This is a genomic window from Sulfitobacter sp. (genome assembly GCF_039977885.1).
Classification (GTDB): domain Bacteria; phylum Pseudomonadota; class Alphaproteobacteria; order Rhodobacterales; family Rhodobacteraceae; genus Sulfitobacter.
Genome location: NZ_JBDWCI010000020.1, coordinates 199525 through 226050, shown reverse-complemented (window position 1 = coordinate 226050; position 26526 = coordinate 199525). Strand labels below are relative to the sequence as shown.

The window sequence follows — 26526 nt, the reverse complement described above, 5'->3', positions numbered from 1 at the left end:
GGTGTAGCTTTTGCCGAAGGGTCAGCTGTGCAATGTTTCGGTCGACGAAAAGAACATCGCTTGGCTCACAGCCGAGATTACCTGATCTTCGGTGTAGGGTTTGGAGATCAGGAAGGCCGGTTCAGGCTTGTCGCCGGTCAACAGACGCTCGGGGAAGGCAGTGATGAAAATCACAGGACGGATGCCGAGTTCGGTCAGGATGTCGTTGACGGCATCAATGCCGGAAGAGTTATCAGCCAGCTGGATATCCGCAAGGATCAGGTCAGGCACATCGGCGCGGGCCAGTTCAACGGCTTCATCGCGGGTCCGGGCGATGCCGGTGACGCGGTGGCCCATGTCTGCAACGATGCTTTCGATATCCATTGCGATGATTGCTTCGTCTTCGATGATCATCACAGAACCCGTGACGCTATCGGCCATTTCGCGGCGCGCGACGGCGACCAGCTCTTCGGCTTCGGTGGCGTCTGTGCTCATGATTGTCGCGATGTCGCTATAGGTGAAGCCTTCGATCGTATAAAGCAGCAGCGCTTCGCGGCTGTTGCTTGTCAACTTGGCAAGATGGCGTTGTGCCTTGGCCTTGGCACCTTGCTCTCCTTCTTCGACGGGGGCACCGGCGCTGGCCCAGATTCCGTAGAGAATGCGGAAAAGGCCGGTTTTGACATCTGTCCCTTCAAGAGCTGAGCGATCTGCAAGAACTGCCTCTAGGGTGGTGGCCGCAAAAGTGTCGCCGCTGGTCTGGCTTCCTGTCAGTGCCCGTGCGTAGCGGCGCAGGTATGGGATGACTGCGCCGATCTGGTCGCTGACGGGCGTGGCAGCTTCTGTATCGCTCATAAGAGATTTTCCTCTTTCTCTGACTTATTCTGGAACCAAACGCTTTTGCGATGCGTTAGGTTCCCAACGTGAACAACTTATTTGAATATTGTGTGATTGGGATTCTATGTCGAGACAGGACCAAAGCAAAGATCGCGAAGGAGTAATCGATGAAAACCTCCGTCGTGTTTTCCAAGAGTCGGTAGATGAAGGGATTCCGGATCGCTTTAAAAACCTTCTTGAGCAGCTAAAACAGCAAGACAGTGGTCAGGAAAAATCCTAATGGATAATCAGGATCCACGCGACGAGTTGGTCGAACACCTTCCGGCCATGCGTGCGTTTGCAATATCATTGACACGCAACAGCGCGACTGCAGATGATATGGTGCAGGATACATTGGTCAAAGCATGGACAAACATCGAGAAATTCGAGGTAGGGTCAAACATGCGCGCATGGTTGTTCACGATCTTGCGTAACACGTATTACTCTTCCCGCCGGAAGGCAAAGCGCGAAGTGGCGGATGTGGACGGCGTTTTTACCGAGGCATTGGCAGAGAAGCCCGCCCATGACGGGCATTTGCAGATGAATGATTTTCGCGATGCGCTGGGCAAATTGAAAGACGAGCAACGCGAAGCATTGATGTTGATCGGCGCTTCGGGTTTCTCTTATGAGGAAGCGGCGGAAATGTGCGGTGTTGCGGTGGGGACGATCAAAAGCCGGACCAACCGGGCGCGTGCACAGATTGCAGAACTGATGGGACTGAACGATGACGAGGCCATGGAGATGACCGATGATGCAACAATGTCTGTTCTGTCGGCCTCCAGAGGGTCAAGTTTCTAGGCTATGACGTCGGGTTTTTTACGCCATAGCCTGTTTGGTGGGCTCGCTTTTCGCGTGCTTTTGTTTTTGTCCCTGACGCTGTTGCCGATCGGGCTGGTTGCATTCATCCAGACCCAGCAGATTGCGAAGCAAAGTAAAAGCGCGGCAGAGCTTTCGTTGCTGGGTGTGACGGATCAATCGGCGGCAATTGAACGGACAATGCTGCAAGAAGCACTGGGGGCGGGGCGTGCGCTGGCGTCTGTCGTGACATTGGTGCGGGAAAACGCAGAGGAATGTTCAAGTTTCCTCGACCGCTACCAGCATGAAGTGAGCCGATACCGTCTGGTGGGGTTTGTGCAAGCAGACAGCATCTTGCAATGTTCGTCGCGCGACGAAGTCTTCGACATGAGCGGTTCGGCAATCGCGCAAAATGCTCTGGAAAAAGGTGAGCGTACGATTAACGCGCTAGAGCGTGGGCCCATTACGGGCGCGCGCGTTGTTGTTGTGACCGTACCTGTCACGTACCAGCACGAAAAAAGCGGATTTGTATTTATATCGATTGATCGGGCGGCGTTGGAAACACCCGAGCCCAAGGCGGACGAGCCGAATGTGATGCCCCTTTCGTTGATTACCTTTAATGCCAATGGCGACATCATCAGTACCGAGCAATCGGATACGGTGACCAATGACGAGCTGCCGACGGATGTTGCGCTGCGCGATCTTCCGGCGCAGGGGCGTCATGTCTTTTCGGGGACCAATGCGCAGGGCGTTGAGCGTGTCTATGCCGTGACAATGATTGTGCCTGATATGGTTTATGCCATGAGCATCTGGCCAATGGACACGCCCATTCTTGAAACAGATTTTACTGGGCGGCTGTCGTCTTTTCTGCCCATTGCGATGTGGGTCGCGAGCCTTGTTGTTGCCTTTTGGGCGCTGAACCGGCTTGCAATCGCGCATATTCGCAAGCTTGGGCGGCAAATGCGCCATTTTGCCCTGAACCGGACCTTGCCGCGCAAACCTTTGGGAGAGAACCTTCCGGTGGAAATCGTGGCGATGGAAAGATCGTTCCGCGGTATGGCAAATTCGATCCTGCAAGATGAGGCGCGGCAGGAAGATAGCCTGCGTGAGAAGAATATTCTGCTCAAAGAGGTGCATCACAGGGTCAAAAATAACCTGCAGCTGATTTCCTCGATTATGAATATGCAAATCAGACAAGCCCCGACAGAGGCCAACCGACGGGTGCTGCTGCGCCTGCAGGACAGGATTCTGGGATTGGCGACTGTGCACAAGAGCCTTTATCAGGACAACGAGATGACCCGCGTTGATGCCGGAATCCTGTTGCGCGAAATTGTGGCCCGAAGTCTGGACGTGGGCATGGAGCCCAATGCAGGTATTGATGTCGTTCAGGAATACGAAGCGGTTATCATCGGCCCCGACGATGCGGCACCGCTGACATTACTGGTGTCCGAAGCGGTGACAAATGCGCTCAAATACGTGCCAAAGGACCGCCCCGGCGAGGCGGAGATTTGTGTCTACCTGTCCCATACAGAGCCGGAACGGGCCTTGCTGCGGGTCAGCAACACTGCCGGTGGCATCGCTTTGGAAGACGGGACCGGCCTTGGATCGCGGCTCATTCAGGCGTTTGCACGTCAATTGAACGGTTCATTGGAGATCAAAGAAGAAGGCGGGATGTATGTTCTGGAGCTGTCTTTCCCTGTGCCGCTGAATGACAAAGACGTCTACGATTATTGATTTGTGTCGCGATTAACCACGGCAGGTAAAATTTTTTTGTACTTGGAACCTAAGGCGATGGCTCGTGTTGGGTTCTTGAATGCTTGTGCAAAAGGAGGCGGAGATGACAACTGACATGTTTATCGGTGGCCTCATGATCCTGACGGTCGTCATTGTCATTGTTGTGTCAATGACGTCTTCGAACGGCAACTTTTTTGAACGTCTGATGCCCGGTCGTAGGTCGGACAGAAAAAATGGGCGACGGAAAGATGATTGAGGCGAAATTACTGCGGGATTTCAACATCCTGCAGTAATTTTTCGTAATCTAACAATGGTTTAACCTAAAAAACCGGCGGTGTGAGCGCGCTTACAATTTCGCATGGCGCGTCGCTGATATTTCGGAATCTATGGGGCTGGCGGCTGTCGAACAGATAGCCATCGCCGCTGTTCAGAATAGCAACTGCATCCCCGACGGTGAGTTCGATCTGGCCTTGGGTGACGATACCGGCCTCTTCCCCTTCATGTGACAAAAACTCCGGCCCGGTGTCCGCGCCCGGTGGGTATGTCTCGTGGAGGACTTGCAGGCTGTGATCGCGGGCGTTGCCCAATTGCCGCAGGGATACCTGGCCGGTGCCTGACGGGGCAACCTGACGGAATTCGTCTGCGCGGTAGAAGATTTTCGGGGTGTTGTTGCTTTCGAGGACACCAAAAAATTCGGACATGGAGATGGGAATAGCGTCCAGCAGGCTTTTTAGTGACGCGACGGACGGGGATGTTTTATCCGTCTCGATCAACGAGATGGTGCCGTTGGTCAGACCGGCACGGGTAGCGAGCTCACGCTGGGACAGGCCGCGCTCTATTCTGATTTGTTTTAGGCGATGTCCGATGTCCAAAGGGGGTGTTCCTGTCGTCAGTGGCCTTCAGGTTTCGGGGCCGAAGGGGTGGCGGTATTCTGCGCGACATGATCACCCTGTGGTGAAAAAAACAAGTGTCCGGATTATGCCGATTGACAATTAAATTAAACACGGCGAAAGCTTTTTTAAACGCGACTTATCCGCGTCCGGTTTTCACTTGAAATTAGGAATCGTCATGGCCAGCCCAGCAAAACGCGCGCCTCGTAAAAGCGCAAAGAAAAAGCCCGACATCTCTATCGTTACTGAACCCACACCAGTGACCTATACCAATGCCGAGCTGGTTGCGCGCAGGCAGGCTGCTGTGCCGCGCGGTGTGGCTTCTGCGGCACCGGTTTATGCGTCATATGCCGAGAATGCCGAGCTTTGGGATGTGGATGGCAAACGCTTTATCGACTTTGTTGGCGGTATCGGCGTGTTGAACACGGGTCATCGCCATCCGGGCGTGATTGCCGCAGCTAAAGCGCAGGAAGATCTTTATACGCATACGTCGTTTCAGGTCGTTCCTTATGCGCCCTATATCGAGCTGGCGGAAAAGCTGAACGCGCTGGCCCCCGGTGATGCGCCAAAGAAAACGCTGTTGGTGACCACAGGTGCCGAAGCGGTTGAAAATGCGGTGAAAATCGCGCGTGCTGCCACGGGTCGTCCGGGCGTGATCGCCTTTACCGGTGGCTACCATGGACGCACGCTGCTCACGCTCGGGATGACCGGCAAGGTCAGCCCCTATAAAAAGGACGTGGGCCCATTCCCTGCTGATGTCTTCCGTGCGCCTTTCCCCTCGGTGCGCGACGGGATCACTGTGGATGATGCCATCACGGGCCTGAAGAATCTCTTCCTCACCGATGCGCAGCCTGACCGCGTGGCTTGTGTCATCATCGAACCTGTCTTGGGGGAGGGCGGTTATACGCCGGTGCCTTTCGAGATGATGACCGCGCTGCGCGAGATTTGTGACGAGCACGGTATTTTGCTGATCGCGGATGAGGTTCAGGCCGGTTTTGGCCGGACTGGCAAATGGTTCGCGATTGAACATTCCGGCGTTGTGCCTGATTTGATCACCGTGGCAAAATCAATGGCCGGTGGCTATCCGTTGGCGGGTGTGATTGGTCGGGCGGATGTCATGGATGCGATGGAGCCCGGCGGGCTTGGCGGGACATATGGCGGCAACCCTGTCGCTTGCGCCGCGGCTTTGGCTGCGATCACCGCGATCGAAGACGAAGATCTGCTCGCGAAATCCATCGCTATGGGGGACAAGCTCAAGGCGCGGTTCGCCGAGATCGGCGCGCGTGCGGCCCCTTATCGCATGTGGGATATTCGTGGCCTGGGCGCGATGGTCGCCGTGGAATTTGTGAGCGATTTCAATTCTGTTGCACCCGATGCGGCGCTGACCAAACGCGTCATTGCTCTTGCGCAGGAGCGTGGTTTGCTTTTGTTGAGCTGCGGTATGCATGGCAATGCAATCCGTGTGATGGTGCCGCTGACAGCCTCGGAAGAGATTGTCGATGAAGGGTTGGCCATTTTCGAAGAATCGCTCGCGGCGGCAGTAGCCGAAGGCGTGTAATAATCTGCGACAGATCTGGATGATCAGAGCGCGTCGGGGGAAACTCCGGCGCGTTTTTTATTTTCCTGTCGGGCAGGCCACTGGTACAGGGAATGGCAAAGAGGTTGTCCTTATGCGTCAATGGTTGCTGTTGCTCTGGTTGCTGTCGGCCGCTGCGGTGCAGGCGCAGGATGCTGTGCGGCTGGGGATTTTTGGCACGGTCGAGCAGATGAACCCGCTTGTTGTTGCGGGGGTGTCGATTGACGTGCCGGACACTGTACCCGTGATTAGCCCGCTGGGCGTTGGGCAAACGCTGGAGCAGGGAGATACGGTGGCTATCTCCGCAACGCTGAATGGCGGCGCGCTGAAGGCTGTGCGGCTTTTGCAGATTTATGCCGTCGCGGGGCCGGTGAGTTCGGTAAGCGCCGATACCGCTGTGGTCATGGGCAGCAAGGTGCATCTGCCTCCCGACACTGAAATTGGGCAGGGGCGTTGGGTCGCGGTGAGCGGGCTTTGGAGTGGTGAGACTGTGATCACCACAAAGTTGCGGGTGCTCAGGGATCAAGGGTTTGGTCAATTGACGGGCGTGGTGGACCCTTTGAGCCTGCAGCTGGGAGCGAGCGGGCTTGGCAATGTGCAGGTGCCAGCGGGTGGTTTCGGTGAAGGTGTCTGGATATTGACCGGCACGCCGCGCGACGCAGGGTTGCAGGTGCGTTTGATGTCGCAGGGGCTTTTTGGTGGGGCGGTCGATATGGCGCTTTGGCAGGGCCATGCATCGGCACCGGTTGCGTCACAGACATATATGATCCACGGCACCGGCATTTTAGGCACGGCACGTGATGCCGAAATGCCGGCACCGGGGGCGCTGGTTGAGCGCTGTGCGGTTGAGGGGCGCGCATTGCGCACGCCCCCCGAGGGCCTAGAGGCCGCTTTTGTCGTATTGGGATGTGCTAGATAAACTCGGGTGGATTGAAGCTTTCTGCGCTGGCCCGTGCCCAGCGGTCCTTGTAGCCGTCATGATCGCTTGCGTTTTCATCCAGCAGGAAGCCTTCGGGCAGGTAGGGATGGGCGATATTGCCCTGTACCATGCAGCGATCGGATTGCCGCATCATCAGGTGATGGGGCATGAAGTGGCTGGGATCGGTGAGACCTGCGGCACCGGTCATTTCACCCAGCGCATCAAGGGTTTCGCGGTGGAAGCGGGCGACGCGGTGGGACTTGTGTTCGGGGTCAAGCGCGCGGGCGCGTAGCGGGTCCTGGGTTGCGACGCCAACGGGGCAGTGGTTGGTGTGACAGGCCTGTGCCTGAATGCAGCCGACGGCGAACATATAGCCGCGCGCGGCGTTGCACCAATCCGCACCAATCGCCAATACGCGGGCAATGTCGAAGGCCGAGACGATTTTACCGGCCACGCCAATTTTGACCTGATCGCGGATACCTGCGCCGCGCAGGGTATTGTGCACAAATTGCAAACCTTCGACCATCGGCATGCCGACGTGGTTGGCAAATTCGAGCGGTGCAGCCCCTGTGCCACCTTCGGTGCCGTCCACCACGATAAAGTCGGGGATAAAGCCGGTTTTGAGCATGGCTTTTACGAGGCACATAAATTCCCGCTGATGGCCGATGCACAGTTTGAAACCCACGGGTTTGCCGCCCGATAGTTCACGCAGCGTGCCAAGAAACGCCATCATTTCGATGGGCGTCGAAAAGGCGGAATGCGATGCGGGGGATATGCAATCCTTGCCCATGGGAACGCCGCGGGCATCGGCGATCTCGGGCGTGATTTTAGCAGCGGGAAGCATACCTCCATGACCCGGTTTGGCCCCCTGTGAGAGCTTGACCTCGATCATTTTGATCTGGTCGCGCTTGGCCTGCTCGGCAAAGCGTTCGGGGGAGAATTCACCATTCTCTGTCCGGCAACCGAAATAACCCGAACCGATTTCATAGATCAGATCACCGCCACCTTCGCGGTGGTATCTGCTGATCCCGCCTTCGCCGGTATCCTGCGCAAAGCCGCCCATTTTAGCACCTTTGTTCAGGGCCGAGATGGCGTTGGCGGACAGCGATCCAAAGCTCATGGCGGAAATGTTGTACACCGAGGCGCTGTAGGGTTGTGTGCAATCCTTGCCGCCCACAGTGACGCGAAAATCGGTGTCCTCGATGTGCGTCGGCTGCATCGAGTGGGTGACCCAGCTATAACCGCTTTCGTAGACATGTTTTTTGGTGCCGAAGGGCCGCGCGTCTTCTTGGCCTTTGGCCCGTTGATACACCAGACTGCGTTGATCGCGGCTAAAGGGTTCTTCGCCGTGGTCGTCTTCGAGCAGATATTGGCGGATTTCGGGGCGGATGCTTTCAAGAAGAAAACGCAAATGGCCCATCACGGGATAATTGCGCAGGACCGAATGGGCCGTTTGGCGGACATCATGAAGACCCACCAAGGACAGCGCGCCAAATATGAAGAAGGGCACCAGATACCATGCAGACCAACTGACCACGGCTAACAGGCTGAACAATGTGAATATGATTGCAGCGGCAAAGGCACTGTAGCGGGTGAGTTGTGACAACTTCGTCATGTAGTGCTCCGGCTAATTTCGATTTGGCTAGCGTGTAAAAGTTTAGAGCCCATTAAAGCGGCACTTTGCAAGAGCTCGAAACCAAGCTGTCTTAATCGTGTAGGGGCGAGATGTGCCTATAAAATTTCCGATAACGCATTGAAATTAGCGTTTTTCACTGCTGGTCCGCAGGTGGGCGGTCTATCTGGGAGACAAGCCTTGCTCATCGGGGGAAAGGGACCTAGGCTTTCTTGTGAGCTTCGGGTTTGCTGCGTGAAAAGCAGCGGAATTGCCGAAGGGAGGGCAAAAGGTGAGGGGGGCGCATGTCTGCGATCTTTCTATCCGGTAGGTGCCCTTAAGCATGGTTGTGGCGCATGGCGTCGCGATTGAAAGGACAACGGGGGTTATTCTGAAAAGTGATTTTCAGGGTAGCGGATGGCGCGGGGCAGGTTCCCGTGCTTTGAGCAAGGCGGCGGCAGCGTAAGATTTCTCAGCTAGGGATGGCATATTTTCTTTTCGGGCCGGTGGGTCCTGGCGTGCGGGTGCGCTATTCCCCTCTGGGGTCGATGGGCGTATGGGATGGGGTAAGCGGCCATAGCCGTGGTTCTCGGAGTGAACAGATATGACCCCTTTCGCAATTGCGGGCGTACAGATGTACGTCAATGCCCTACAACCGAACGTCGATGGTATGATCCAGCGTCTGGACATCTTGATGGCGCGCTTCCCTTGGACGCAGATGGTGCTGTTTTCCGAATTGGCCGCCTTTGGGCCGCTGGATCAATATGCGCTACCGCCCCAGAACGAAGCGCTGGAGAAATTTCAGGCCGCAGCGGTTAAGCACAAGGTCTGGTTGATCCCGGGTTCGATGTTTATCACGGATCCGGACGACGGCCGCATCTATAACACCTCTGTTGTGATCACCCCCGCGGGCGAGATCATTCGCCGATATGCCAAGATGTTTCCATTCCGCCCGTATGAGAGCGGGATTGCGGCAGGCACCGACTTTTGTATTTTCGATGTGCCGGATGTGGGCCGCTTTGGCCTGTCGATTTGTTACGATATCTGGTTCCCCGAGACGACGCGCCAGCTGACGTCGCAGGGTGTCGAGGTATTGTTGCACCCTGTGTTGACCGGCACCACCGACCGGGATGCCGAGCTTGCGATTGCGCGGGCCACGGCGGCGCAGTTCCAGTGTTATGTAGTCGATGTGAATGGCCTTGGCGCGGGCGGTGTGGGGAAATCCTGTGTCGTGGATCCGACGTCGATGGTGCTGCATCAATCGGCGGGTCAGGAAGATATGTTCCCCATCGAGATTGATCTCGACATGGTGCGTCGCCAGCGGGAGACAGGGATGAAAGGGTTGGGCCAAGTGCTTAAATCCTTCCGCGACCGTTCGAGCGATTTTTCGGTTTATGACCGCAGTAGTGGGACGGATGCGTTCCTGCAAACGCTTGGGCCGCTTGCAATCCCCCAGCAGGGAACTACGGCCGGGCTTGATACGACAACGCCAGCCATGCGGGTGCCCTATACGCCGGATGCGGCAGGCGAAGACAGTTTGCCCGGTTTCGCTTTCAAAGTGCCGCCTGCCTTTGCCGAAGAGCCACTGCCGAACCCCACAGCAGGGACTGCGACAACGCCGCCCGAAACAGAGCCGGCTGGCGTGCCTGTCACCGCGCCAACCAACCCGCCTGTCAAACCCGGTGTTCTCACCGGTGAGCCGGGCAAAGATACACCTAGCGGCTAGGGCCGGTGCAAATCCGGGGTAGGCGCGCTGCCCGCCCCGGTTCGATTGCATTCCCTTGTCGCGCAATAATTTGCGGAGAACGACCGAATGCACTCGATGAGAGATTATTCGTCAGCGATACAATTACGATCTGACCGGTGGAGTGCCCTGCGTGAGGCTGGCTCTGCCTTGGCGCGTAATCCTAGCGCCGGTGAAATGGCGATGTTGCGCAACACGGTGCAGGAACTGCTTGAATCCCTGGGGACGATGGAGGGCTATTGGGCGTTTCCGGGCAAAGCGGCCTTTAACCTGATCCGCCGCCATTTCGAGCTGGGCAAGCTGGATGATGCGGTATTCGCAGTGAACCGTGTCACCCGTGCGCTGACGACAGGTGCCTATCGCCGCCGTGCGATCCCGCTTGAACGCGATAGTGTGGATCAGGAAGAGCAGGACGATGACGCCCATCAAAGCCCCGAGATGCGCGCGCTGTCCAAGCCGTATTTCGAGGTGTTGATCGTCGATCATGTGAACGAGCATCAGGAGCGGTGGCTTAAATCCAATGTCACCGACATGCGGCGGCCCGAAGACCCGTTTATCTATGAAGCGGTTGTCGTGCCGTCGATCGAGGACGCGCTGATTGCGGTTCTGTTCAACTACAACATTCAGGCCATCGTGGTGCGCCCGGGTTTGATCCTGCATTCCGACAAGGTTGAGGAAATCCTGCACCGCTATCTGGCCCGTGCTGGGGGGCGCGAAGAAATCGACGCCATCCCGCCGGAGAATTTCGGCCCCGAATTGTGTCGCATGATCGCCAAGGTCCGCCCCGAGCTGGACGCCTATCTGGTGACAGAACGTTCGGTTGAGGATATCGCGGGCCTTGATCTGGGGATTTGCAGGCGCGTGTTCTACAACTCCGAAGATTTCATGGAGCTGCATCTGAACATTCTGCGTGGGGTTATGGCGCGGAATAAATCGCCGTTTTTCACGGCCTTGGTCGAGTATTCCAAGCAGCCGACAGGCGTGTTTCACGCCATGCCGATCAGCCGGGGTAAATCCATTACGCGCAGCCACTGGATTCAGGACATGGGTGCCTTTTATGGCCCTAATATTTTCCTGGCAGAGACATCGGCGACCTCTGGCGGGCTTGATAGTCTGCTAGAGCCGCAGGGGCCGATCAAAGAGGCGCAAGAGCTTGCATCGCGGGCGTTCGGGTCGAAACAGACGTTTTTCGCGACCAATGGCACCTCGACCTGTAACAAGATCGTCGTGCAGGCGCTGCTCAAACCCGGTGATATTGTGCTGGTGGATCGCGATTGCCACAAATCGCATCATTACGGGATGGTGCTGTCGGGGGCGCAGGTGAGCTATCTCGATAGCTATCCGCTAAGCAAATATTCGATGTATGGCGCGGTGCCGCTGCGTGAGATGAAGCAGCGGCTGTTGGAGCTTAAGGCGCAGGGCAAACTGGACCGCGTGCGGATGTTGTTGCTGACCAACTGCACCTTTGACGGGCTGGTTTATAACGTCGAACGGGTGATGCAGGAATGTCTGGCGATCAAACCGGACCTGATTTTCCTGTGGGACGAGGCGTGGTTTGCCTTTGCGCGGTTCAATCCGACCTACCGCCAGCGCACAGCGATGAATGCGGCCAATGTGCTGCGGGATCGTTTCCGCAGTGAAAAGCACCGCGAGGCCTATGAAGCCCAGCAAGAAGAGCTGAAAGATGCGGACCACGAGACATTGCTGAACACCCGCCTGATCCCGCCCCCGACGGCGCGGGTGCGGGCGTATTCAACGCAATCGACCCATAAGACGCTTACCTCGTTGCGTCAGGGTTCGATGATCCATGTGAACGATCAGGATTTTAAAGGCGAAGTGGAGCAGAGCTTTCATGAAGCCTATATGACCCATACTTCGACCTCGCCCAATTACCAGATCATCGCGTCGCTGGACGTGGGACGGCGGCAGGTGGAATTGGAGGGCTTCGAGTTCGTCCAGCGCCAGATCGAGGCGGCGATGTCCATGCGCCGCGCGATCAGCGATCACCCCTTGCTCAAGAAATACTTCTGCGTGCTGACCGCCGGTGACATGATCCCCGAAGAACACCGCGAGAGTGGTGTGACCAGTTATTACGATGCGGAACAAGGTTGGACCGACCTTTGGGATTGTTGGGAGCGCGACGAATTTGTGTTGGACGCATCGCGCGTGACGCTGCTGGTCGGTGGTACGGGTTGGGATGGAGATACCTTCAAAAACAAGGTGTTGATGGATAAATACGGTATTCAGGTGAATAAAACCTCACGCAATACCGTGCTGTTTATGACCAACATCGGGACCACGCGTTCTTCGGTGGCCTATTTGATCGAGGTCTTGGTCGAGATTGCCAAGTCGCTGGATGAGCTGAATGATGATGCCTCTGGCATGGAAAAGCTGGGTTTTGACCGTCGCGTTAAAAACCTGCTGGAAAACTGCCCGCCCTTGCCGGATTTCAGCCGGTTCCATTCCGCATTTCTGGAAAGCGGCAACAGCCGCGAGGGCGATATCCGCAAGGCGTTTTTTCTGGCCTATGAAGACAAGAACTGTGATTATCTCGAGCTTGACGGCTCATTAAAAGAGGCGATGGCGCGCGGCGAGACGATTGTTTCGGCCAGCTTTATCATCCCCTATCCGCCGGGTTTTCCCATTCTGGTGCCGGGGCAGGTGATCAGTCTGGAAATCCTGTCCTTCATGCGTGCGCTCGATGTCAGCGAAATTCACGGTTACCGGCCTGATCTTGGCTTGCGCGTCTTTACGCAAGAGGCGCTTGAAGGTGCCAGCGCGATCCTTCCGAAATCATCCAAAAAAGCCTCGGCTTAAACGTTAAGATAAGGAGCAGAAACCATGGCGACCGTTCTTAAAAATATCTCGGAGATCCGCCGGTTCTTTCATCGCAATGAAGAGCCTGTGTATTTCATTTCCGCCACCAATTTTAACCTGTTGGGGTTGGATGAATGGGTGAAGAATTTCAAATACATCTGCTATATCGATTGCTATGGCGGCAAGCACCCCAATGTGTTCTGCCCCTCCGAGCAGCCGCACGCAGAGTTCCAGTCCATTGAGGATATCAACAACTACCTGTTGCAGCACAAAGAGGTCATCGACTTTATCAAAAAGCGCGGCGGTAAGCCCAAGTTTGTGTTCTTGATGTTCGATGAGGAAACCGAGCGTTTGTCCAAGGAATTGGGTGCGGATGTGTGGTTCCCCAAAGCCAAGCTGCGCACCAAAATGGACAACAAGATCGAAACCGTGCGCATCGGCAATAAGGCTGGCGTGCCGTCGGTGCCCAACACGCTGGCCGAGGTCAAAAGCTATGAAGACCTGCGCGCAACCTGTGAAAAGGCGGGGTTGGGTCATGATCTGGTGCTGCAATCTGCCTTTGGCGACAGTGGGCACACGACGTTCTTTATCAAAAACGAGGCCGATTTCCGCCGCCACCAATCCGAGATTATCGGCGAGGGCGAGATCAAGATCATGAAGCGGATCAATTGCCGTGGTGCGGCGATCGAGGCTTGCGCGACCAAAGAGGGCACCATCGTCGGTCCTTTGATGACCGAACTTGTGGGCTTTAATGAGCTGACGCCCTATCGCGGGGGCTGGTGTGGCAATGAAATCCTCTCGACGGCCTTCCCCCCCAAGGTTCGCCAAAAAGCGCGGGATCTGACGTTCCGGTTTGGTGAACAGCTGCGCAAGGAAGGTTATCGCGGGTATTTCGAGCTGGATTTCCTGATTGATAAAAAGACCGGCGATCTGTGGTTGGGTGAGCTGAACCCGCGGATCACTGGTGCGTCGTCGATGACCAACCACGCGGCTTTTGCCCATGCGGATGCGCCTTTGTTCCTGTTCCACCTGCTGGAGTTCTCGAAGAAGAAATTCAACCTTGATGTGGATGAATTGAACGCCCGCTGGGCCGATCCGGCGAACATCGACAGCTGGAGCCAGATGGTGATCAAACACACCAAAGACAGCGTTGATATCTGTGCTGAGGCGCCCGAGACAGGGATTTACCGGATGCGTGAGGATGGCACCGTTGATTTTAACCGGTTTGACTATCACCGGCGCGCAGTCGAGAGCGAGAATGAGGCGTTTTTCTTGCGGATTTTGCAGCCGGGGGATTACCGCTATGAGGGGGCCGATATCGGTATTCTGGTTACACGCGGGCGTTCCATGACGAAAAGTTTCCAGCTTAACGAGCGGGCAAAGAAATGGATTCACGGCATCAAAAGCAAGGTTGAAGGTGCGCCGCTGCCGGTTGCCTCGGCCGGGCCTGAGCTGTCCGACCCTGCGTATAAGATTCTCTAATCCTTTTTCCTTAGGAAGGCCGCTATGTATTGGCGCGCGATCTCGGAGGAAACGCCCGGTCCAAAGTGGGCCGGGCTTTTCCGCGAATATTGGTCCGGTTATCGGGCATGGTGGCTTCGTGAGGGGGAGACCGCCCGCCCGACCTATGCCGAAGGCTTGCGCGAGCTGCGTAACCATATGCCCGAGATGTTGCCGCTATACGAAGAGCTGTGCGAACTGGCCGGTGGTAGCGATCATGCGGCGCGGTTCCTGAGCTTTTACACCCCGCCGCCCTATCTGGCGAGTTGTAGTCAGGCGATCTGGGCCGGCAAGGAACCGGTTATGGTGCGTAATTACGACTATAACCCGATGGCTTTTGACGCGCTGACATTGCGCACGCGCTGGATGGGGCGATCGGTGATGGGCACGTCTGACGGGCTTTGGGGGTTGGTGGATGGTGTGAATGACAAGGGCCTGTCAATCTCGCTTACCTTCGGGGGGCGGCGCGTGGTCGGCGAAGGCTTTGGCGTGCCATTGATCCTGCGCTATGTGCTGCAAATTTGCGAAACCGCTCAGGAAGCAGGCGAGGTCCTGGCGCGTGTGCCAACGCATATGAGCTATAATGTAACCGTGCTGGACCGTAAGCGAAATTATCTGACCGTGATGATGGCGCCTGACCGGCCGGCGATTATCACCCATGCGGCAGTGGCCACAAACCATCAGGAAAACGTGGAATGGATCAGCCATGCGCGGTTTACCGCCACGGTCGAACGAGAGCGGTTTTTGCTGCAACGTTTGCGGCTACACCGTGATCCGGAGGAAAAATTCGTCGGCGCGTTCTTGCAGCCACCGCTTTATTCCACGGCTTTCGCGCATGGGTTTGGCACGTTGTATACCGCGCTTTACCGCCCGCGCAAAAAGCAGATGGAGCTACGCTGGCCCGATGTGGTTTGGCCGTTGTCTTTGGATGAATTTGTCGAGGGCGCGCGCGAGATCGAGTTGCCGGGGGTGGCTTGATTGCGGGGCTGGTTCTGGCGCGGGCGCTTGTTAAACGGCGGGCGGGAAAATATCGTAAATAAATGTGTCACCCCTGTAGGTGCCGCGCTATATACACGGTCATGTCTGACGCCATTGATCTTTCCAACGCGCCCCTCGAAGAGCTGATCGTTTGTCCGGTCTGCGATGCGACCTATCGGTTGCAGCGCCCCGAAAAGGGTGATCGTGCGGTATGTGATCGCTGCCACAAGGTTTTGATTGCGCCGCGCCGCAAGGCAGGGATGGAGATTATTGCCATATCTGTGGCTGTAGTCGTGTTGATTATCGCGGCCAGCGTGTTCCCGTTTTTGCAGATTTCAGCGGCAGGGCGGACGAATGCGGTTTCGGTCCTTGATGCGGCATTGTCATTTGCGGATGGGCCGTTGTTGGTGCTGGCGCTTATGACGGCTGGTTTTATCATGTTTGTGCCGCTGCTGCGGATGTTGCTGACGCTTTATGTGCTGGTGCCTATTGTGCTGGACCGTCCGCCAGCACGTCATGCGATGCGCGCCTTTCGTATATCAGAGGCGATGCGGCCCTGGTCTATGGCCGAGATTTTCGCGCTGGGTTGTGCGGTTGCGCTGGTGAAGGTGGCGGATTTGGCGACGGTGACTTTCGGGCCGGCGTTTTGGATGTTTGGAGTTCTGGTGGTGCTTGTCATCGCGCAGGACGGATTTATGTGTAGATGGTCTGTATGGAACTCTCTGGAACATCCCAAAAGACGGTAACGGCCCGCGAGGCCGGACTTGTCGCGTGCACACGCTGCACACGGGCGTGGCCGTTGGGTACGCCCGTGTGCGGGCGTTGTGGTCACAAGCTGGTGTCGCGCGACCTTGGCAGTTTGCAACGGGTCTGGGCGCTGTGGCTGGTCGGGTTGATGTGCTATGTCCCCGCCAACACGCTTGCGATGTTGCACACCCGCCAGTTGTTCACGGTCTCTGACAGCAATATCGTCAGCGGCGCGGTCGAATTGGCCCACCATGGATCTTACGGCATCGCGGGGATCATCATCTTTGCCTCTGTTGTGATCCCGCTGGCCAAGTTCTGGGCCATTGCCTATCTCGCTGTGAGCGTTCGCCAGAAGGCTGGCGGGTCGTCACATAAACGTCTTTTGATGTACGAAATTGTCGAGTATATTGGCCGCTGGTCCATGATCGATATCTTCGTGGTCGCCATTCTTTCTGCTCTTGTGCAACTCAAAGGGCTTGCGTCGATCACACCGGGTCCCGCTGCGTTTTTCTTTGCACTTTCTGTTATTTTTACCATGCTGTCCGCCCAAGCGTTTGACCCGCGCATGATTTGGGACGCGCAAGCAGCTGACGATGAAGAGGCACTTGATAATGGCTGATACGCCGCCCACAGTAACGATTAAATCCAGCAAAAAGCGCAGCTTTTCTGGTGCTTCACTTGTCTGGTTGATCCCGATCTTTGCAATGATCGTGGCCTTTGGCGTTGCTTGGCAATCCTACGCCGAGCGTGGGCCGCTGATCACGGTCGATTTCAAAGATGGCACGGGTATCACCGCGGGGGAGACCGTTCTCAAATACCGCGATATCGAGGTGGGTAAGGTCGAGGAAATCAGCTTTGCCGAGGGGCTCGAATTTGTCGAGGTGCACATCCGGTTGGAGAAAGAAATAGCCGAATATGTGGATGCCAGCTCGATCTTTTGGGTGGTGCAGCCCGAAGTGACCGCGCAAGGGGTTACCGGCCTTAGCACAGTTTTGAGCGGTGTTTACATCGAAGGGTCGTGGGATGGCGAGATCGGTGAACCGGCTACAGAGTTCAAGGGCTCGGATACGGCACCATTGATCAAGCCGGGCGAAAGCGGTTTGCAGATTGCGTTCCGCACCACGGCGAACGGCTCGTTGACGGATAATGCGCCGATCCTGTTTCGCGGAATTCAAGTAGGCCAGATCGGCCGTGCGCAAATCGCGCGTAGCGGTGCATTCGCGATTACCGAGGCGCTGATTTACGAAGAGCACCGGCATCTGATCAACTCGTCAACGCGGTTTTGGGATACGTCGGGGTTTAGTTTCAGCGTGGGTGCTGGCGGGGCCGAGCTTGACTTCCAATCGCTTGCGACCTTGGTGGGCGGCGGTATCACCTTTGATACTTTTGTATCGGGTGGTGACATTGTTCAGGACGGCGAAGTGTTCGAGGTTTTTGAGAACAAAGAAAACGCCCGTAACAGCCTGTTCACCAGCTCTACGGTTGATCCGCTGCAATTGAGCGTGATCTTTGAAGAAAACGTATCCGGCCTTGCCGTTGGCGCTCCGGTTGAGTTGAGCGGTTTGCGGATCGGGGTGGTCGATAGCCTGTCGGGGATTGTCGATCTTGACCAATTCGGTGACAGCCGTGTGCGGTTGAATGTCATTCTGTCGATCCAGCCCGCACGCCTTGGCCTGCCGGGGGAAGTATCTGCAGCTGCGGCGCTGGAGTTTTTGCAAGGGCGCGTGGCCGATGGTCTGCGGGCGCGGCTGGCCTCGGCAAGCCTGCTTACCGGGGGGCTTAAGGTCGAGATGGTCGTTGTGCCGGACGCGCCACCCGCACAGCTGGTCTCCGAGGATATCCGTTTGCCGATCATGCCAACCAGCAAGGGCGACACGGAGGGGGCAACAGCCACTGTCGAGGGCGTCTTTACCCGCATCAACAATCTGCCGATCGAGGATCTGCTCAACAGTGCGATCAATGTGATGAATTCGGCCGAGGCGTTGATTTCTAATCAGGATTTGCAGAATACGCCCGGCGATGTGCGCACGCTGCTTAGTGACCTTTCAGGGTTGGTGACATCGGATGATGTGAAGAATATTCCTGTCTCGCTGAATGCGACCCTTGTGCGGGTCGAGGAGCTGGTCACCCAGCTTGAGGAGCAACGGATTGCGACCGTGTTGAGCGAAACATTGCAATCGGCTTCTGAAGCGGCTGATGCGGTGACGTCTTCCGTGGACGGTGTGCCCGAGCTGGTGGCGGAACTTCAGGAGGTCGCAAATAAGGCGTCATCTTTGGAGTTTGACGAGCTGATCAATGAGCTGACGTCGCTCACGAAATCCGCAGAAGCATTGGTGAGCAGCCCTGATACGGCTCAGTTGCCGGCGGCTCTGGCCGGTGCGCTGGATGAGCTGAACGAGGTTTTGCGTGAACTGCGTGAGGGCGGTGCGGTTAACAATGTGAACCAGACGCTGGCATCGGCGCGCAGCGCTGCGGATAGTGTCGCAGGTAGCCTGGACGAGCTTCCTCAGGTTATCGCGCGGCTCAACGGGCTATTGGCCCAAGCCGGTCAGACAATTGACGGCTATAATAAAGGTGATGCGCTGAGCCGCAGTGTCGAGACGACATTGCGCGATATTCAGCAAGCTGCCAAAGCGTTGGAAAAACTGGCGCGTACGATTGAACGCAACCCGAATTCTTTGCTGTTGGGAAGATAATATGACTTTGATCAAATCCACTGTTGCCGCCACCGCGTTGGCATTTTTGTCCGCCTGCGGCACGCCTGACAGCATTGCAGTCAAGACGCCTGTCCTCGAGCAACAGCAAAGCATCCGCTACGCGTCTGTCGAAGTGAAAGACGTATCGCTGCCCAGCTATGCTTCGGCGGATGAAATTTCCCAACAATCCCCCGATGGGACGATCATCGCATCCAAGGTCCTGTGGGCCGATTCGCCCGACCGCGCGATCAGTCTCGAGCTGAGCCGTAATCTGGCACAGCTGACCCGTGCGCGGGTGGCGTCCGAGCCGTGGCCGTTCGAGCAAGAAGCGGCTGCCACGCTGGATGTGCGGTTTGTCGATCTGGTGGCGGGAACAGATGGCGTGTTTCGTGCGACAGGGCAGTATTTTGTCGGTGTTTTCGAGGGCCGCGAGCGGTCGGGCCAATTTGACCTGAGCCTTGCCTATGATCCGAATGGCGGACCCGCAGCGATTGCTGCGGCACGCGGGGCGATCATCTCGGAGTTGTCGACATTCCTTGCCCGTGATGCATTGCGCTAACGCGCTCCCTTGCGTGCGGCGCGAGGGCACACTACATCCGGTCGTATGGCTCAGGTAAAATCATCTTCAAAATCGGACCCTAACTATAAGGTCATCGCAGAAAACCGCCGCGCGCGGTTTGATTATGCGATCGAAGATGATGTGGAATGCGGCATCATGCTGGAAGGCTCTGAAGTGAAGTCCTTGCGCATGGGCGGTTCGAACATCGCTGAAAGCTATGCGGCCGTAGAGGACGGCGAGCTGTGGTTGGTGAACAGCTATATTGCGCCTTACAAGCAGGCCAAGACATTCGGCCATGAGGAGCGCCGCCGTCGCAAGCTGTTGGTGAGCCGCAAGCAATTGGCAGATATGTGGAACGCGACGCAGCGCAAAGGCATGACGTTGGTGCCGATGGTCATGTATTTCAATCACCGCGGTATGGCCAAGATCAAGATCGGCATCGCCAAGGGTAAAAAACTGCATGACAAGCGCGAGGATTCTGCCAAGCGGGACTGGTCACGTCAGAAGTCGCGTTTGTTAAAAGATCACGGCTGAAGGGGCTTTGCCCCCTTGGCCCTTCGGGCCAATTCCCCCAGAGTATTTTTGGCTAGAAAAAATAGGGCTGTGACCCTTGCCACGCAGGGTTTGTCTTGCCGGGGGTGACATCCGGGAGTAGGCAGTTGCTGTGCCAAAGGAGGAGCCGCCATGACTGACGATACCGGAACACTTGTCTCGACCGGATGGCTTGCGAAGCATCTCAAGGATCCCGATCTGAGGATTTTGGATGCGTCATGGTATTTGCCGGCAGATGGGCGTGATCCCCGTGCGGAGTATGATGCGGGTCATATTCCCGGTGCGCGGTTTTTCGATATTGACGAGATTTCTGACGGGCGATCCGCATTGCCGCATATGGCCCCGCCGATCGAGAAGTTTATGTCGCGGATGCGGGCGATGGGTGTGGGTGATGGCCACCAGGTTGTTGTCTATGACGGTGCGGGGATTATGTCGGCGCCGCGTGTGTGGTGGCTTTTCAAGTTGATGGGCCAAGAGAATGTTGCTGTGCTGGACGGCGGCCTGCCGAAATGGCTCGCCGAGGGGCGTGAGGTTGAGGATTTACCTCCGGTGCCGCGCGACCGCCATATGACGGTGCGGTTCCAGAACCAATTGGTGCGGGATGTGACGCAGGTTGCTCATGCCTCCAAGTTGGGGACGCCGCAGATTGTCGATGCCCGTGCGGCCGCGCGTTTTCGTGGTGAGGTCCCCGAGCCGCGCGAAGGGCTGCGGGCAGGGCATATTCCGGGGGCGCGCAATGTCCCATTCGGGGATTTGCTGAACACGGATAAAACGATGAAGTCGATTGATGAAACCCGCGCTATTTTCGAGGCGGCGGGAGTCGATTTGGGAAAGCCGATTGTCACGTCTTGCGGGTCGGGTGTGACAGCCGCCGTTTTGGCGCTGGCGTTGGAGCGGATGGGCCATGCTGACTGGGCTCTTTATGATGGATCTTGGGCGGAGTGGGGGATGTTCCCGACTGTGCCAATCGCAACCGGAGATGCGTAATGTTTGAGACTTTGCAGGCACAGCCTGCTGATAAAATTCTGGAGCTGATCCAGATGTACCGTAGCGACCCGCGTGAGGGGAAGATCGACCTCGGGGTTGGTGTCTATAAAGACGCCACGGGGCTGACGCCTGTGATGCGTGCCATTAAGGACGCCGAGCATCAGCTGTGGGAGACACAGGACACTAAGGTTTACACCGGCCTCGCGGGCGATCCGGCTTTTGGCGATGCGATGATTGATCTGGTGTTGGGGGATGCTGTGCCGCGCGGTTCTATTGCTGCGGTTGCGACGCCCGGGGGCACTGGTGCTGTGCGGCAGGCCTTTGAGATGATCCGCATGGCGCGGCCCGAGGCACGGGTGTTTGTGTCCAATCCGACTTGGCCTAACCATTTGTCGATCCTGAAATACCTTGGCATGGAAATGGTGCCTTATCGCTATTTCGATGAGGCGACTTGTGGTGTTGATTTTGACGGTTTGATCGCAGACCTGAAGACCGCGCAGAAAGGCGATGTGGTTTTGTTGCACGGTTGCTGCCACAACCCGACGGGCGCCAACCTGAATGCGGCGCAGTGGGATGAGGTCATCGCGGTGCTACAGCAGACCGGTGCCACGCCGATGATCGACATCGCCTATCAGGGCTTTGGCGAGGGGCTGGTGGAAGATGCTGCTGCGACCCGCAAAGTTGTAGCATCGGTGCCTGAGTGTCTGGTTGCGGCGAGTTGCTCGAAGAACTTCGGGATTTACCGCGAGCGGACCGGATTGCTGATGGCGATCAGTGCGGATCAGAGTGCTACTGCTTTGAACCAGGGCGCGCTGGCTTATTTGAACCGCCAGAATTTTAGCTTCCCGCCGGATCATGGGGCGCGTTTGGTGACGATGATCCTGAATGATGAGGCGCTGCGCGCTGATTGGCAGGATGAGTTGGAAGAGGTGCGCCTGTCTATGTTGGGGCTGCGCACGCAGCTTGCGGCTGAGCTGCAGCGCTTGTCAGGCTCTGACCGGTTCGGGTTCCTTGCGCAACACCGCGGCATGTTTTCGCGACTGGGTACGACGCCCGAGATGGTTGCGAAGCTGCGCACCGAGCACGGGGTTTACATGGTCGGTGATAGCCGCATGAATATCGCTGGATTGAATGCCGAGACAGTGCCGGTCCTTGCCAAAGCGATTATCGACTGCGGCATCTGATTTAGATTAATTTACGTAAAAGAAAGGCCCCGCATCATTGGATGCGGGGCCTTTTGTATCTTGTCTACGCAGCTCCGGTCTGACCGAAGCTGCGCGATTTGCGATTAACCGCGGGTGAACTCAGGATAGGCTTCCATACCCAGCTCGGCAGTGTCGAGGCCTGCGATTTCAGCTTCTTCGCTGACGCGGATGCCCATGACTGCTTTGAGGATGAACCAGACCACACCGGAGACGACGAAGGTGAAGACACCAACAACCGCGATGGAGTAGAGCTGTGTGCCGAGGCTTGCGTCACCGTTTGTCAGAACAACAGCGATTGTACCCCAGATACCTGCGAAGAGGTGAACAGGGATCGCACCAACAACGTCATCGATTTTCAGCTTGTCGAGGAATGGAACCGCGAAGACCACGATCACACCACCGATACCACCGATCAGTGTCGCCATGCCCAGTGAAGGCGTCAGAGGCTCTGCTGTGATGGAAACGAGGCCAGCCAATGCGCCGTTCAGGATCATTGTCAGGTCAGGCTTCTTGTAGAGAACCTGTGTCAGGATCAGAGCAACAACAGCACCGCCAGCAGCCGCTGCGTTTGTGTTGGCAAAGATGCGGGATACGTCTGCGATGTCGCCTACAGAACCCATCGCCAGCTGTGAGCCGCCGTTAAAGCCGAACCAACCGAGCCACAGGATGAACATACCCAGTGTCGCCAGTGCGAGGTTGGAACCTGGCATCGGGTTTACGCGGCCGTCTTTGTATTTGCCGATACGTGGGCCAAGGATCAGTGCGCCTGCCAGAGCAGCCCAGCCACCAACGGAGTGCACAACTGTGGAGCCCGCGAAGTCAAGGAAGCCTGCTTCGTCAAGGAAGCCACCGCCCCATTTCCATGATGCTTGCAGCGGGTAGATAACGCCGGTCAGCAGGACCACGAAGATCAGGAAGGGCCACAGTTTTATGCGCTCGGCCAAGGCACCCGATACGATCGAGGCAGTTGCTGCACAGAACATCAGCTGGAAGAAGAAGTCGGAACCGGTAGAGGCATATTCGCCATCGTCGGCACCGGCCAGATCAATGCCAACTGCTTCCAGAACGCCTGCGCCGAATACGCCGGATACGACACCTTCGACGGACCATGTGCCCAGCGGGTACATCAGGTTATAGCCGAACGCCCAGTAGGCGATTGTGGCCAGCGAAAACAGGGCTACGTTTTTGGTCATCTGCATTGTGACGTTCTTGGAGCGGACCAAGCCGCCTTCGAGCATCGCAAAGCCAGCGGCCATGAAGAAAACCAGGAAGCCACCGATCAGGAACAGCAGCGTGTTCATGATCCAGACCATGTCGGCAGACACGGGGGCCGCGTCTTGGGCCAGTGCGAGCGTCGGCAGCAGGGCTGCGACGGTGGCGACTGGCATGATATATTTCTTATTCATCATTTCGTCCTTTGGATTAGATAGCGTCTTCGCCGGTTTCGCCGGTGCGCACACGCACGGCTTGCTCGACGTCGAGTACAAAGATTTTACCGTCACCGATTTTGCCGGTCTGGGCTGTTTTGGTGATGACTTCGACCATCTGGTCCGCGATGCTGTCGGCAACGACCAGCTCCAGCTTGACCTTCGGTACAAAGTTCACGACGTATTCTGCGCCGCGGTAGATTTCGGTGTGACCCGACTGCGCGCCGAACCCTTTGATTTCCGTGACCATCAAACCGCGTACGCCCGCTTCGGTCAGCGCTTCGCGCACCTCTTCGAGCTTGAATGGTTTGATCGTGGCAATGATGAGTTTCACCTAGTTGTCCCCTCTTATGCGCAGGTTTTCCTGCATGATGTTGCCGCAGAAAACCGGATAACGGGTTCCAAAGGAAAGCGCGACGCAGGGGAGGTGCTCTGGATTGTCGGTCATTTTGAGTAAAAAATAGGCTAAAATTAGATTTTGTGTAAAAAACGTGCAGTTTAAGAAGGCGGCGACGTTAATCAAACGCTAAACAATTCGCCCCACTGCAGGTAAGGTGCGGTAAAACAATAGCCGAGCAGGCCCAAGTAAATGACTGATTCATCCAAGCGTAGACGCCCTTTGGTGGCGGAAAACCGCTATGGCGGCAAGGCAAAGCCTGTGGCGTCCAAGGCGGCAGTTAAAGCCAAGGCCAAAGCAAAGCCGAAGGCCAAAACCAAACGGCCCCGCAAGCCCGCGGGCCCGCGCAAGGGTGGTGTGCTTGGGTTTTTGTCGGCGCTGGCACGCTGGATCCTTCGTCTGATCTGGGTGATTTTTTCGCGGACTGCGCTTGTGGTTGTTGCGATGCTGGCCCTGATCGTCGGATATTTTTATACGACCTTGCCGCCGGTTGAGGATTTGCTGGACGGGCGGGCGAAAGGCTCTGTTACGATGCTTGATAGCAGCGACGAGGTTTTTGCGTGGCGCGGAGACCAGTTTGGCGGTGCTGTGCGGGCGACGGGTGTATCGCCACATCTGAAGAACGCGGTCATCGCGACCGAGGATAAACGTTTCTACAAACACTTTGGCGTTAGCCCGCGCGGGATTGCATCGGCGGTGCGTATTAACCTGAGCGAGGGCCGCGGTCCGCTTTCGGGGCACGGCGGTTCGACGATCACCCAGCAGACAGCAAAGCTGCTGTGCATCGGGGAGCCTTACGACCCTTCGGCGGGCCTGGCCGAGGCGCAATACGAGGCGGAATGCCGTCGCGGCTCGCTCAAGCGTAAGGCCAAGGAAGCCGTCTATGCGATGGCGATGGAGGCGAAATATTCCAAGAATGATATCCTGTCGATCTACCTGAACCGCGCCTATATGGGCGGTGGGGCGTATGGTGCCGAAGCAGCGGCACAGCGGTTTTTCGGGAAATCGGCCGCAGACGTCAGCGCATCCGAAGCTGCAATGATCGCGGGCTTGCTGACCGCCCCCAGCACGCTTTCTCCTACGGCCAATCTGGAACGTTCGCGCAATCGCGCCGCAACGGTCCTGCGTTTGATGAACGAACAGGGCTATCTGACCGATGAGCAGGTTGCAGATGCCCTTGCCAACCCCGGAGAGCTGTCGGACGCCGCGGAAGCACGCGCGGGTGGGTATTTTGCCGATTGGGTGATGTCCACCGGGCCTGAGTTCTTTACCCGTGACACGACCGAGGATGTCATCATTCGCACCACGCTGGACCAGCGGATGCAAAAGGCAGCCGAGGAAGGGCTGAACTGGGTCTTTGACAACAAGGTGCGCGCAGGTTCAAAGGCGCAAGCGGCCATCGTTGTGATGAGCGCGGATGGCGCGGTGCGCGCGATGGTTGGTGGGCGCAAATCCAAAGTAACCGGTGCATTCAACCGCGCCACACAGGCGCTGCGGCAAACCGGCTCTGCGTTTAAGCCTTTCGTCTACGCAGCGGCGCTTGATCTGGGGTATTCACCGAATGACCTGATTGATGACAGCCCGTATTGCATCAACATCCCCGGTTCGGGACAGTGGTGTCCCAAGAACTATACCAACCGTTTTATCGGGCCGACGACGCTGACGAACGCGCTGGCGCAATCGCTCAATATTCCGGCGGTAAAGTTGTCAGAACAGGTTGGCCGCGAGACGGTAAGTACGGTGGCTTCGCAATTCGGGATCAAGAATGATCTGGCCGCGGGCCCTGCGCTGGCTTTGGGCGCATCGGAGAGCACGCTTATCGAGATGACGGGTGCTTTTGCCGGTATCCTTAACGGTGGGTCTTCTGTCACGCCCTACGGGTTGGTTGATCTGCGGTTGCGCGGTGATAACGAGCCTTTGATGGGAACGGGCGGCGGCATCGGCGAGCGTGTTATTCAGGATAAAGCTGCGGGGCAGCTGATCTATATGATGGAAAAGGTCGTCTCGGAGGGGACGGGCAAGCGGGCGCAGTTTGGCGGGCGGCAGTTGGCAGGTAAAACCGGCACAACATCGGCGGCAAAAGATGCATGGTTTATCGGGTTCTCTGCGGATTATGTGGCCGGTGTTTGGATGGGGTATGACGACAATACGCCGCTCAAGGGTGTGACCGGCGGCGGGCTGCCTGCGGAAATCTGGCGGGAGGTCATGACTCGTGTGCACGAGGGCGTGCCGGTAAAGCCGCTGCCGATGATCCTGCCCGCGCCGCCTGCTCAGGTCGTGTTTGAGGGGGATGTCAACGAAGCGGCACCCAGCGCGCCCCAACCTGCCGCACCAGCGCCGGCACAGCGCGAAAGGTCCCGGCCCGGAAACATCATTGATCAGGTGTTGCAGGATATCTTTGGCGGTGTATTGGGCGGCGGCAACTGATCTGTGCCGGACGGTAGCGTGCTATAGCCTTGTCGAATGACACCGCAGTAGAGTACATGGTTAGTATAGATTTCAGAGTATTAAATTATCGAAGCAGAATATTGATTTGAAT

General features: G+C 56.9%; 23 protein-coding genes. 18 read left to right on the top strand and 5 right to left on the bottom strand.

Annotated elements, in window-relative coordinates; all coding sequences use genetic code 11:
• Positions 1 to 21: 21 nt before the first annotated feature.
• Positions 22 to 831 (bottom strand): response regulator, encoded by an 810-nt coding sequence (locus ABJM03_RS14730; protein WP_348418606.1) that lies wholly within the window; start codon positions 829 to 831, stop codon positions 22 to 24.
• A 106-nt stretch (positions 832 to 937) separates the two neighbouring features.
• Here ABJM03_RS14730 and ABJM03_RS14725 point away from each other — a divergent pair, with 106 nt between their 5' ends.
• From ABJM03_RS14725 to ABJM03_RS14710, 4 genes are all read left to right on the top strand, one after another.
• On the top strand, positions 938 to 1093 hold the full coding sequence (locus tag ABJM03_RS14725) for a NepR family anti-sigma factor (protein WP_348418605.1): 156 nt from the start codon (positions 938 to 940) through the stop codon (positions 1091 to 1093).
• Positions 1093 to 1650, top strand: coding sequence for an RNA polymerase sigma factor (locus ABJM03_RS14720; RefSeq protein WP_348418604.1), 558 nt, complete (start codon positions 1093 to 1095; stop codon positions 1648 to 1650). The genes ABJM03_RS14725 and ABJM03_RS14720 overlap by 1 nt, the downstream gene beginning before the upstream one ends.
• A 3-nt stretch (positions 1651 to 1653) precedes the next feature.
• Positions 1654 to 3381 (top strand): sensor histidine kinase, encoded by a 1728-nt coding sequence (locus tag ABJM03_RS14715; protein ID WP_348418603.1) that lies wholly within the window; start codon positions 1654 to 1656, stop codon positions 3379 to 3381.
• Positions 3382 to 3484: 103 nt separating this feature from the next.
• Positions 3485 to 3637, top strand: a complete 153-nt coding sequence (locus ABJM03_RS14710; protein WP_348418602.1) for a hypothetical protein — start codon at positions 3485 to 3487, stop codon at positions 3635 to 3637.
• Between the two features lie 64 nt (positions 3638 to 3701).
• On the opposite strand, the gene ABJM03_RS14705 is transcribed toward ABJM03_RS14710, so the two are convergent.
• Positions 3702 to 4253: a cupin domain-containing protein gene (locus tag ABJM03_RS14705; protein WP_348418601.1), complete on the bottom strand. Its 552-nt coding sequence runs from the start codon at positions 4251 to 4253 to the stop codon at positions 3702 to 3704.
• Positions 4254 to 4449: 196 nt separating this feature from the next.
• Between ABJM03_RS14705 and gabT the strand changes: the two genes are divergently transcribed.
• Together gabT and ABJM03_RS14695 are read left to right on the top strand one after the other, a co-directional pair.
• Entirely contained in the window at positions 4450 to 5829 is a 1380-nt protein-coding gene (gene gabT / locus ABJM03_RS14700; RefSeq protein WP_348418600.1) for a 4-aminobutyrate--2-oxoglutarate transaminase, read from the top strand.
• Positions 5830 to 5941: 112 nt separating this feature from the next.
• The gene (locus ABJM03_RS14695; RefSeq protein ID WP_348418599.1) at positions 5942 to 6766 is read left to right on the top strand and encodes a DUF5666 domain-containing protein; all 825 of its coding nucleotides are present in this window, start codon (positions 5942 to 5944) and stop codon (positions 6764 to 6766) included.
• Here ABJM03_RS14695 and ABJM03_RS14690 read toward each other — a convergent pair.
• Entirely contained in the window at positions 6759 to 8381 is a 1623-nt protein-coding gene (locus ABJM03_RS14690) for an FMN-binding glutamate synthase family protein (protein ID WP_348418598.1), read from the bottom strand. The two genes, ABJM03_RS14695 and ABJM03_RS14690, sit on opposite strands and share 8 nt — an antisense overlap.
• A gap of 601 nt (positions 8382 to 8982) precedes the next feature.
• Here ABJM03_RS14690 and ABJM03_RS14685 point away from each other — a divergent pair.
• The 11 genes from ABJM03_RS14685 to ABJM03_RS14635 all read left to right on the top strand — a co-directional run bounded on the left by ABJM03_RS14685 (position 8983) and on the right by ABJM03_RS14635 (position 22142).
• Complete coding sequence (locus ABJM03_RS14685; RefSeq protein ID WP_348418597.1) at positions 8983 to 10104, top strand: nitrilase-related carbon-nitrogen hydrolase; 1122 nt, start codon at positions 8983 to 8985, stop codon at positions 10102 to 10104.
• Between the two features lie 87 nt (positions 10105 to 10191).
• Positions 10192 to 12939 (top strand): aminotransferase class I/II-fold pyridoxal phosphate-dependent enzyme, encoded by a 2748-nt coding sequence (locus tag ABJM03_RS14680; RefSeq protein WP_348418596.1) that lies wholly within the window; start codon positions 10192 to 10194, stop codon positions 12937 to 12939.
• Positions 12940 to 12963: 24 nt separating this feature from the next.
• Positions 12964 to 14421, top strand: coding sequence for a biotin carboxylase (locus tag ABJM03_RS14675; protein ID WP_348418595.1), 1458 nt, complete (start codon positions 12964 to 12966; stop codon positions 14419 to 14421).
• Positions 14422 to 14445: 24 nt separating this feature from the next.
• Positions 14446 to 15417, top strand: coding sequence for a C45 family peptidase (locus tag ABJM03_RS14670; protein ID WP_348418594.1), 972 nt, complete (start codon positions 14446 to 14448; stop codon positions 15415 to 15417).
• A gap of 101 nt (positions 15418 to 15518) precedes the next feature.
• Complete coding sequence (locus tag ABJM03_RS14665; RefSeq protein WP_348418593.1) at positions 15519 to 16163, top strand: paraquat-inducible protein A; 645 nt, start codon at positions 15519 to 15521, stop codon at positions 16161 to 16163.
• On the top strand, positions 16121 to 16783 hold the full coding sequence (locus ABJM03_RS14660) for a paraquat-inducible protein A (RefSeq protein ID WP_348418592.1): 663 nt from the start codon (positions 16121 to 16123) through the stop codon (positions 16781 to 16783). Before ABJM03_RS14665 ends, ABJM03_RS14660 begins: the two co-directional genes overlap by 43 nt.
• Entirely contained in the window at positions 16776 to 18860 is a 2085-nt protein-coding gene (locus ABJM03_RS14655) for an MlaD family protein (protein WP_348418591.1), read from the top strand. The genes ABJM03_RS14660 and ABJM03_RS14655 overlap by 8 nt, the downstream gene beginning before the upstream one ends.
• A gap of 1 nt (position 18861) precedes the next feature.
• Complete coding sequence (locus ABJM03_RS14650) at positions 18862 to 19419, top strand: ABC-type transport auxiliary lipoprotein family protein (RefSeq protein ID WP_348418590.1); 558 nt, start codon at positions 18862 to 18864, stop codon at positions 19417 to 19419.
• Between the two features lie 45 nt (positions 19420 to 19464).
• Positions 19465 to 19953, top strand: coding sequence for an SsrA-binding protein SmpB (smpB, locus tag ABJM03_RS14645; protein ID WP_348418589.1), 489 nt, complete (start codon positions 19465 to 19467; stop codon positions 19951 to 19953).
• A 150-nt stretch (positions 19954 to 20103) separates the two neighbouring features.
• Positions 20104 to 20958: a 3-mercaptopyruvate sulfurtransferase gene (sseA, locus tag ABJM03_RS14640; RefSeq protein WP_348418588.1), complete on the top strand. Its 855-nt coding sequence runs from the start codon at positions 20104 to 20106 to the stop codon at positions 20956 to 20958.
• Positions 20958 to 22142, top strand: a complete 1185-nt coding sequence (locus ABJM03_RS14635; protein WP_348418587.1) for an amino acid aminotransferase — start codon at positions 20958 to 20960, stop codon at positions 22140 to 22142. Before sseA ends, ABJM03_RS14635 begins: the two co-directional genes overlap by 1 nt.
• Before the next feature lie 104 nt (positions 22143 to 22246).
• On the opposite strand, the gene amt is transcribed toward ABJM03_RS14635, so the two are convergent.
• Both amt and ABJM03_RS14625 read right to left on the bottom strand, forming a co-directional pair.
• Positions 22247 to 23569: an ammonium transporter gene (gene amt / locus ABJM03_RS14630; RefSeq protein WP_348418586.1), complete on the bottom strand. Its 1323-nt coding sequence runs from the start codon at positions 23567 to 23569 to the stop codon at positions 22247 to 22249.
• A 16-nt stretch (positions 23570 to 23585) separates the two neighbouring features.
• Positions 23586 to 23924 (bottom strand): P-II family nitrogen regulator, encoded by a 339-nt coding sequence (locus ABJM03_RS14625; RefSeq protein ID WP_348418585.1) that lies wholly within the window; start codon positions 23922 to 23924, stop codon positions 23586 to 23588.
• 255 nt (positions 23925 to 24179) lie between these two features.
• Here ABJM03_RS14625 and ABJM03_RS14620 point away from each other — a divergent pair, with 255 nt between their 5' ends.
• Positions 24180 to 26414, top strand: a complete 2235-nt coding sequence (locus ABJM03_RS14620; protein ID WP_348418584.1) for a PBP1A family penicillin-binding protein — start codon at positions 24180 to 24182, stop codon at positions 26412 to 26414.
• Positions 26415 to 26526: the final 112 nt, after the last annotated feature.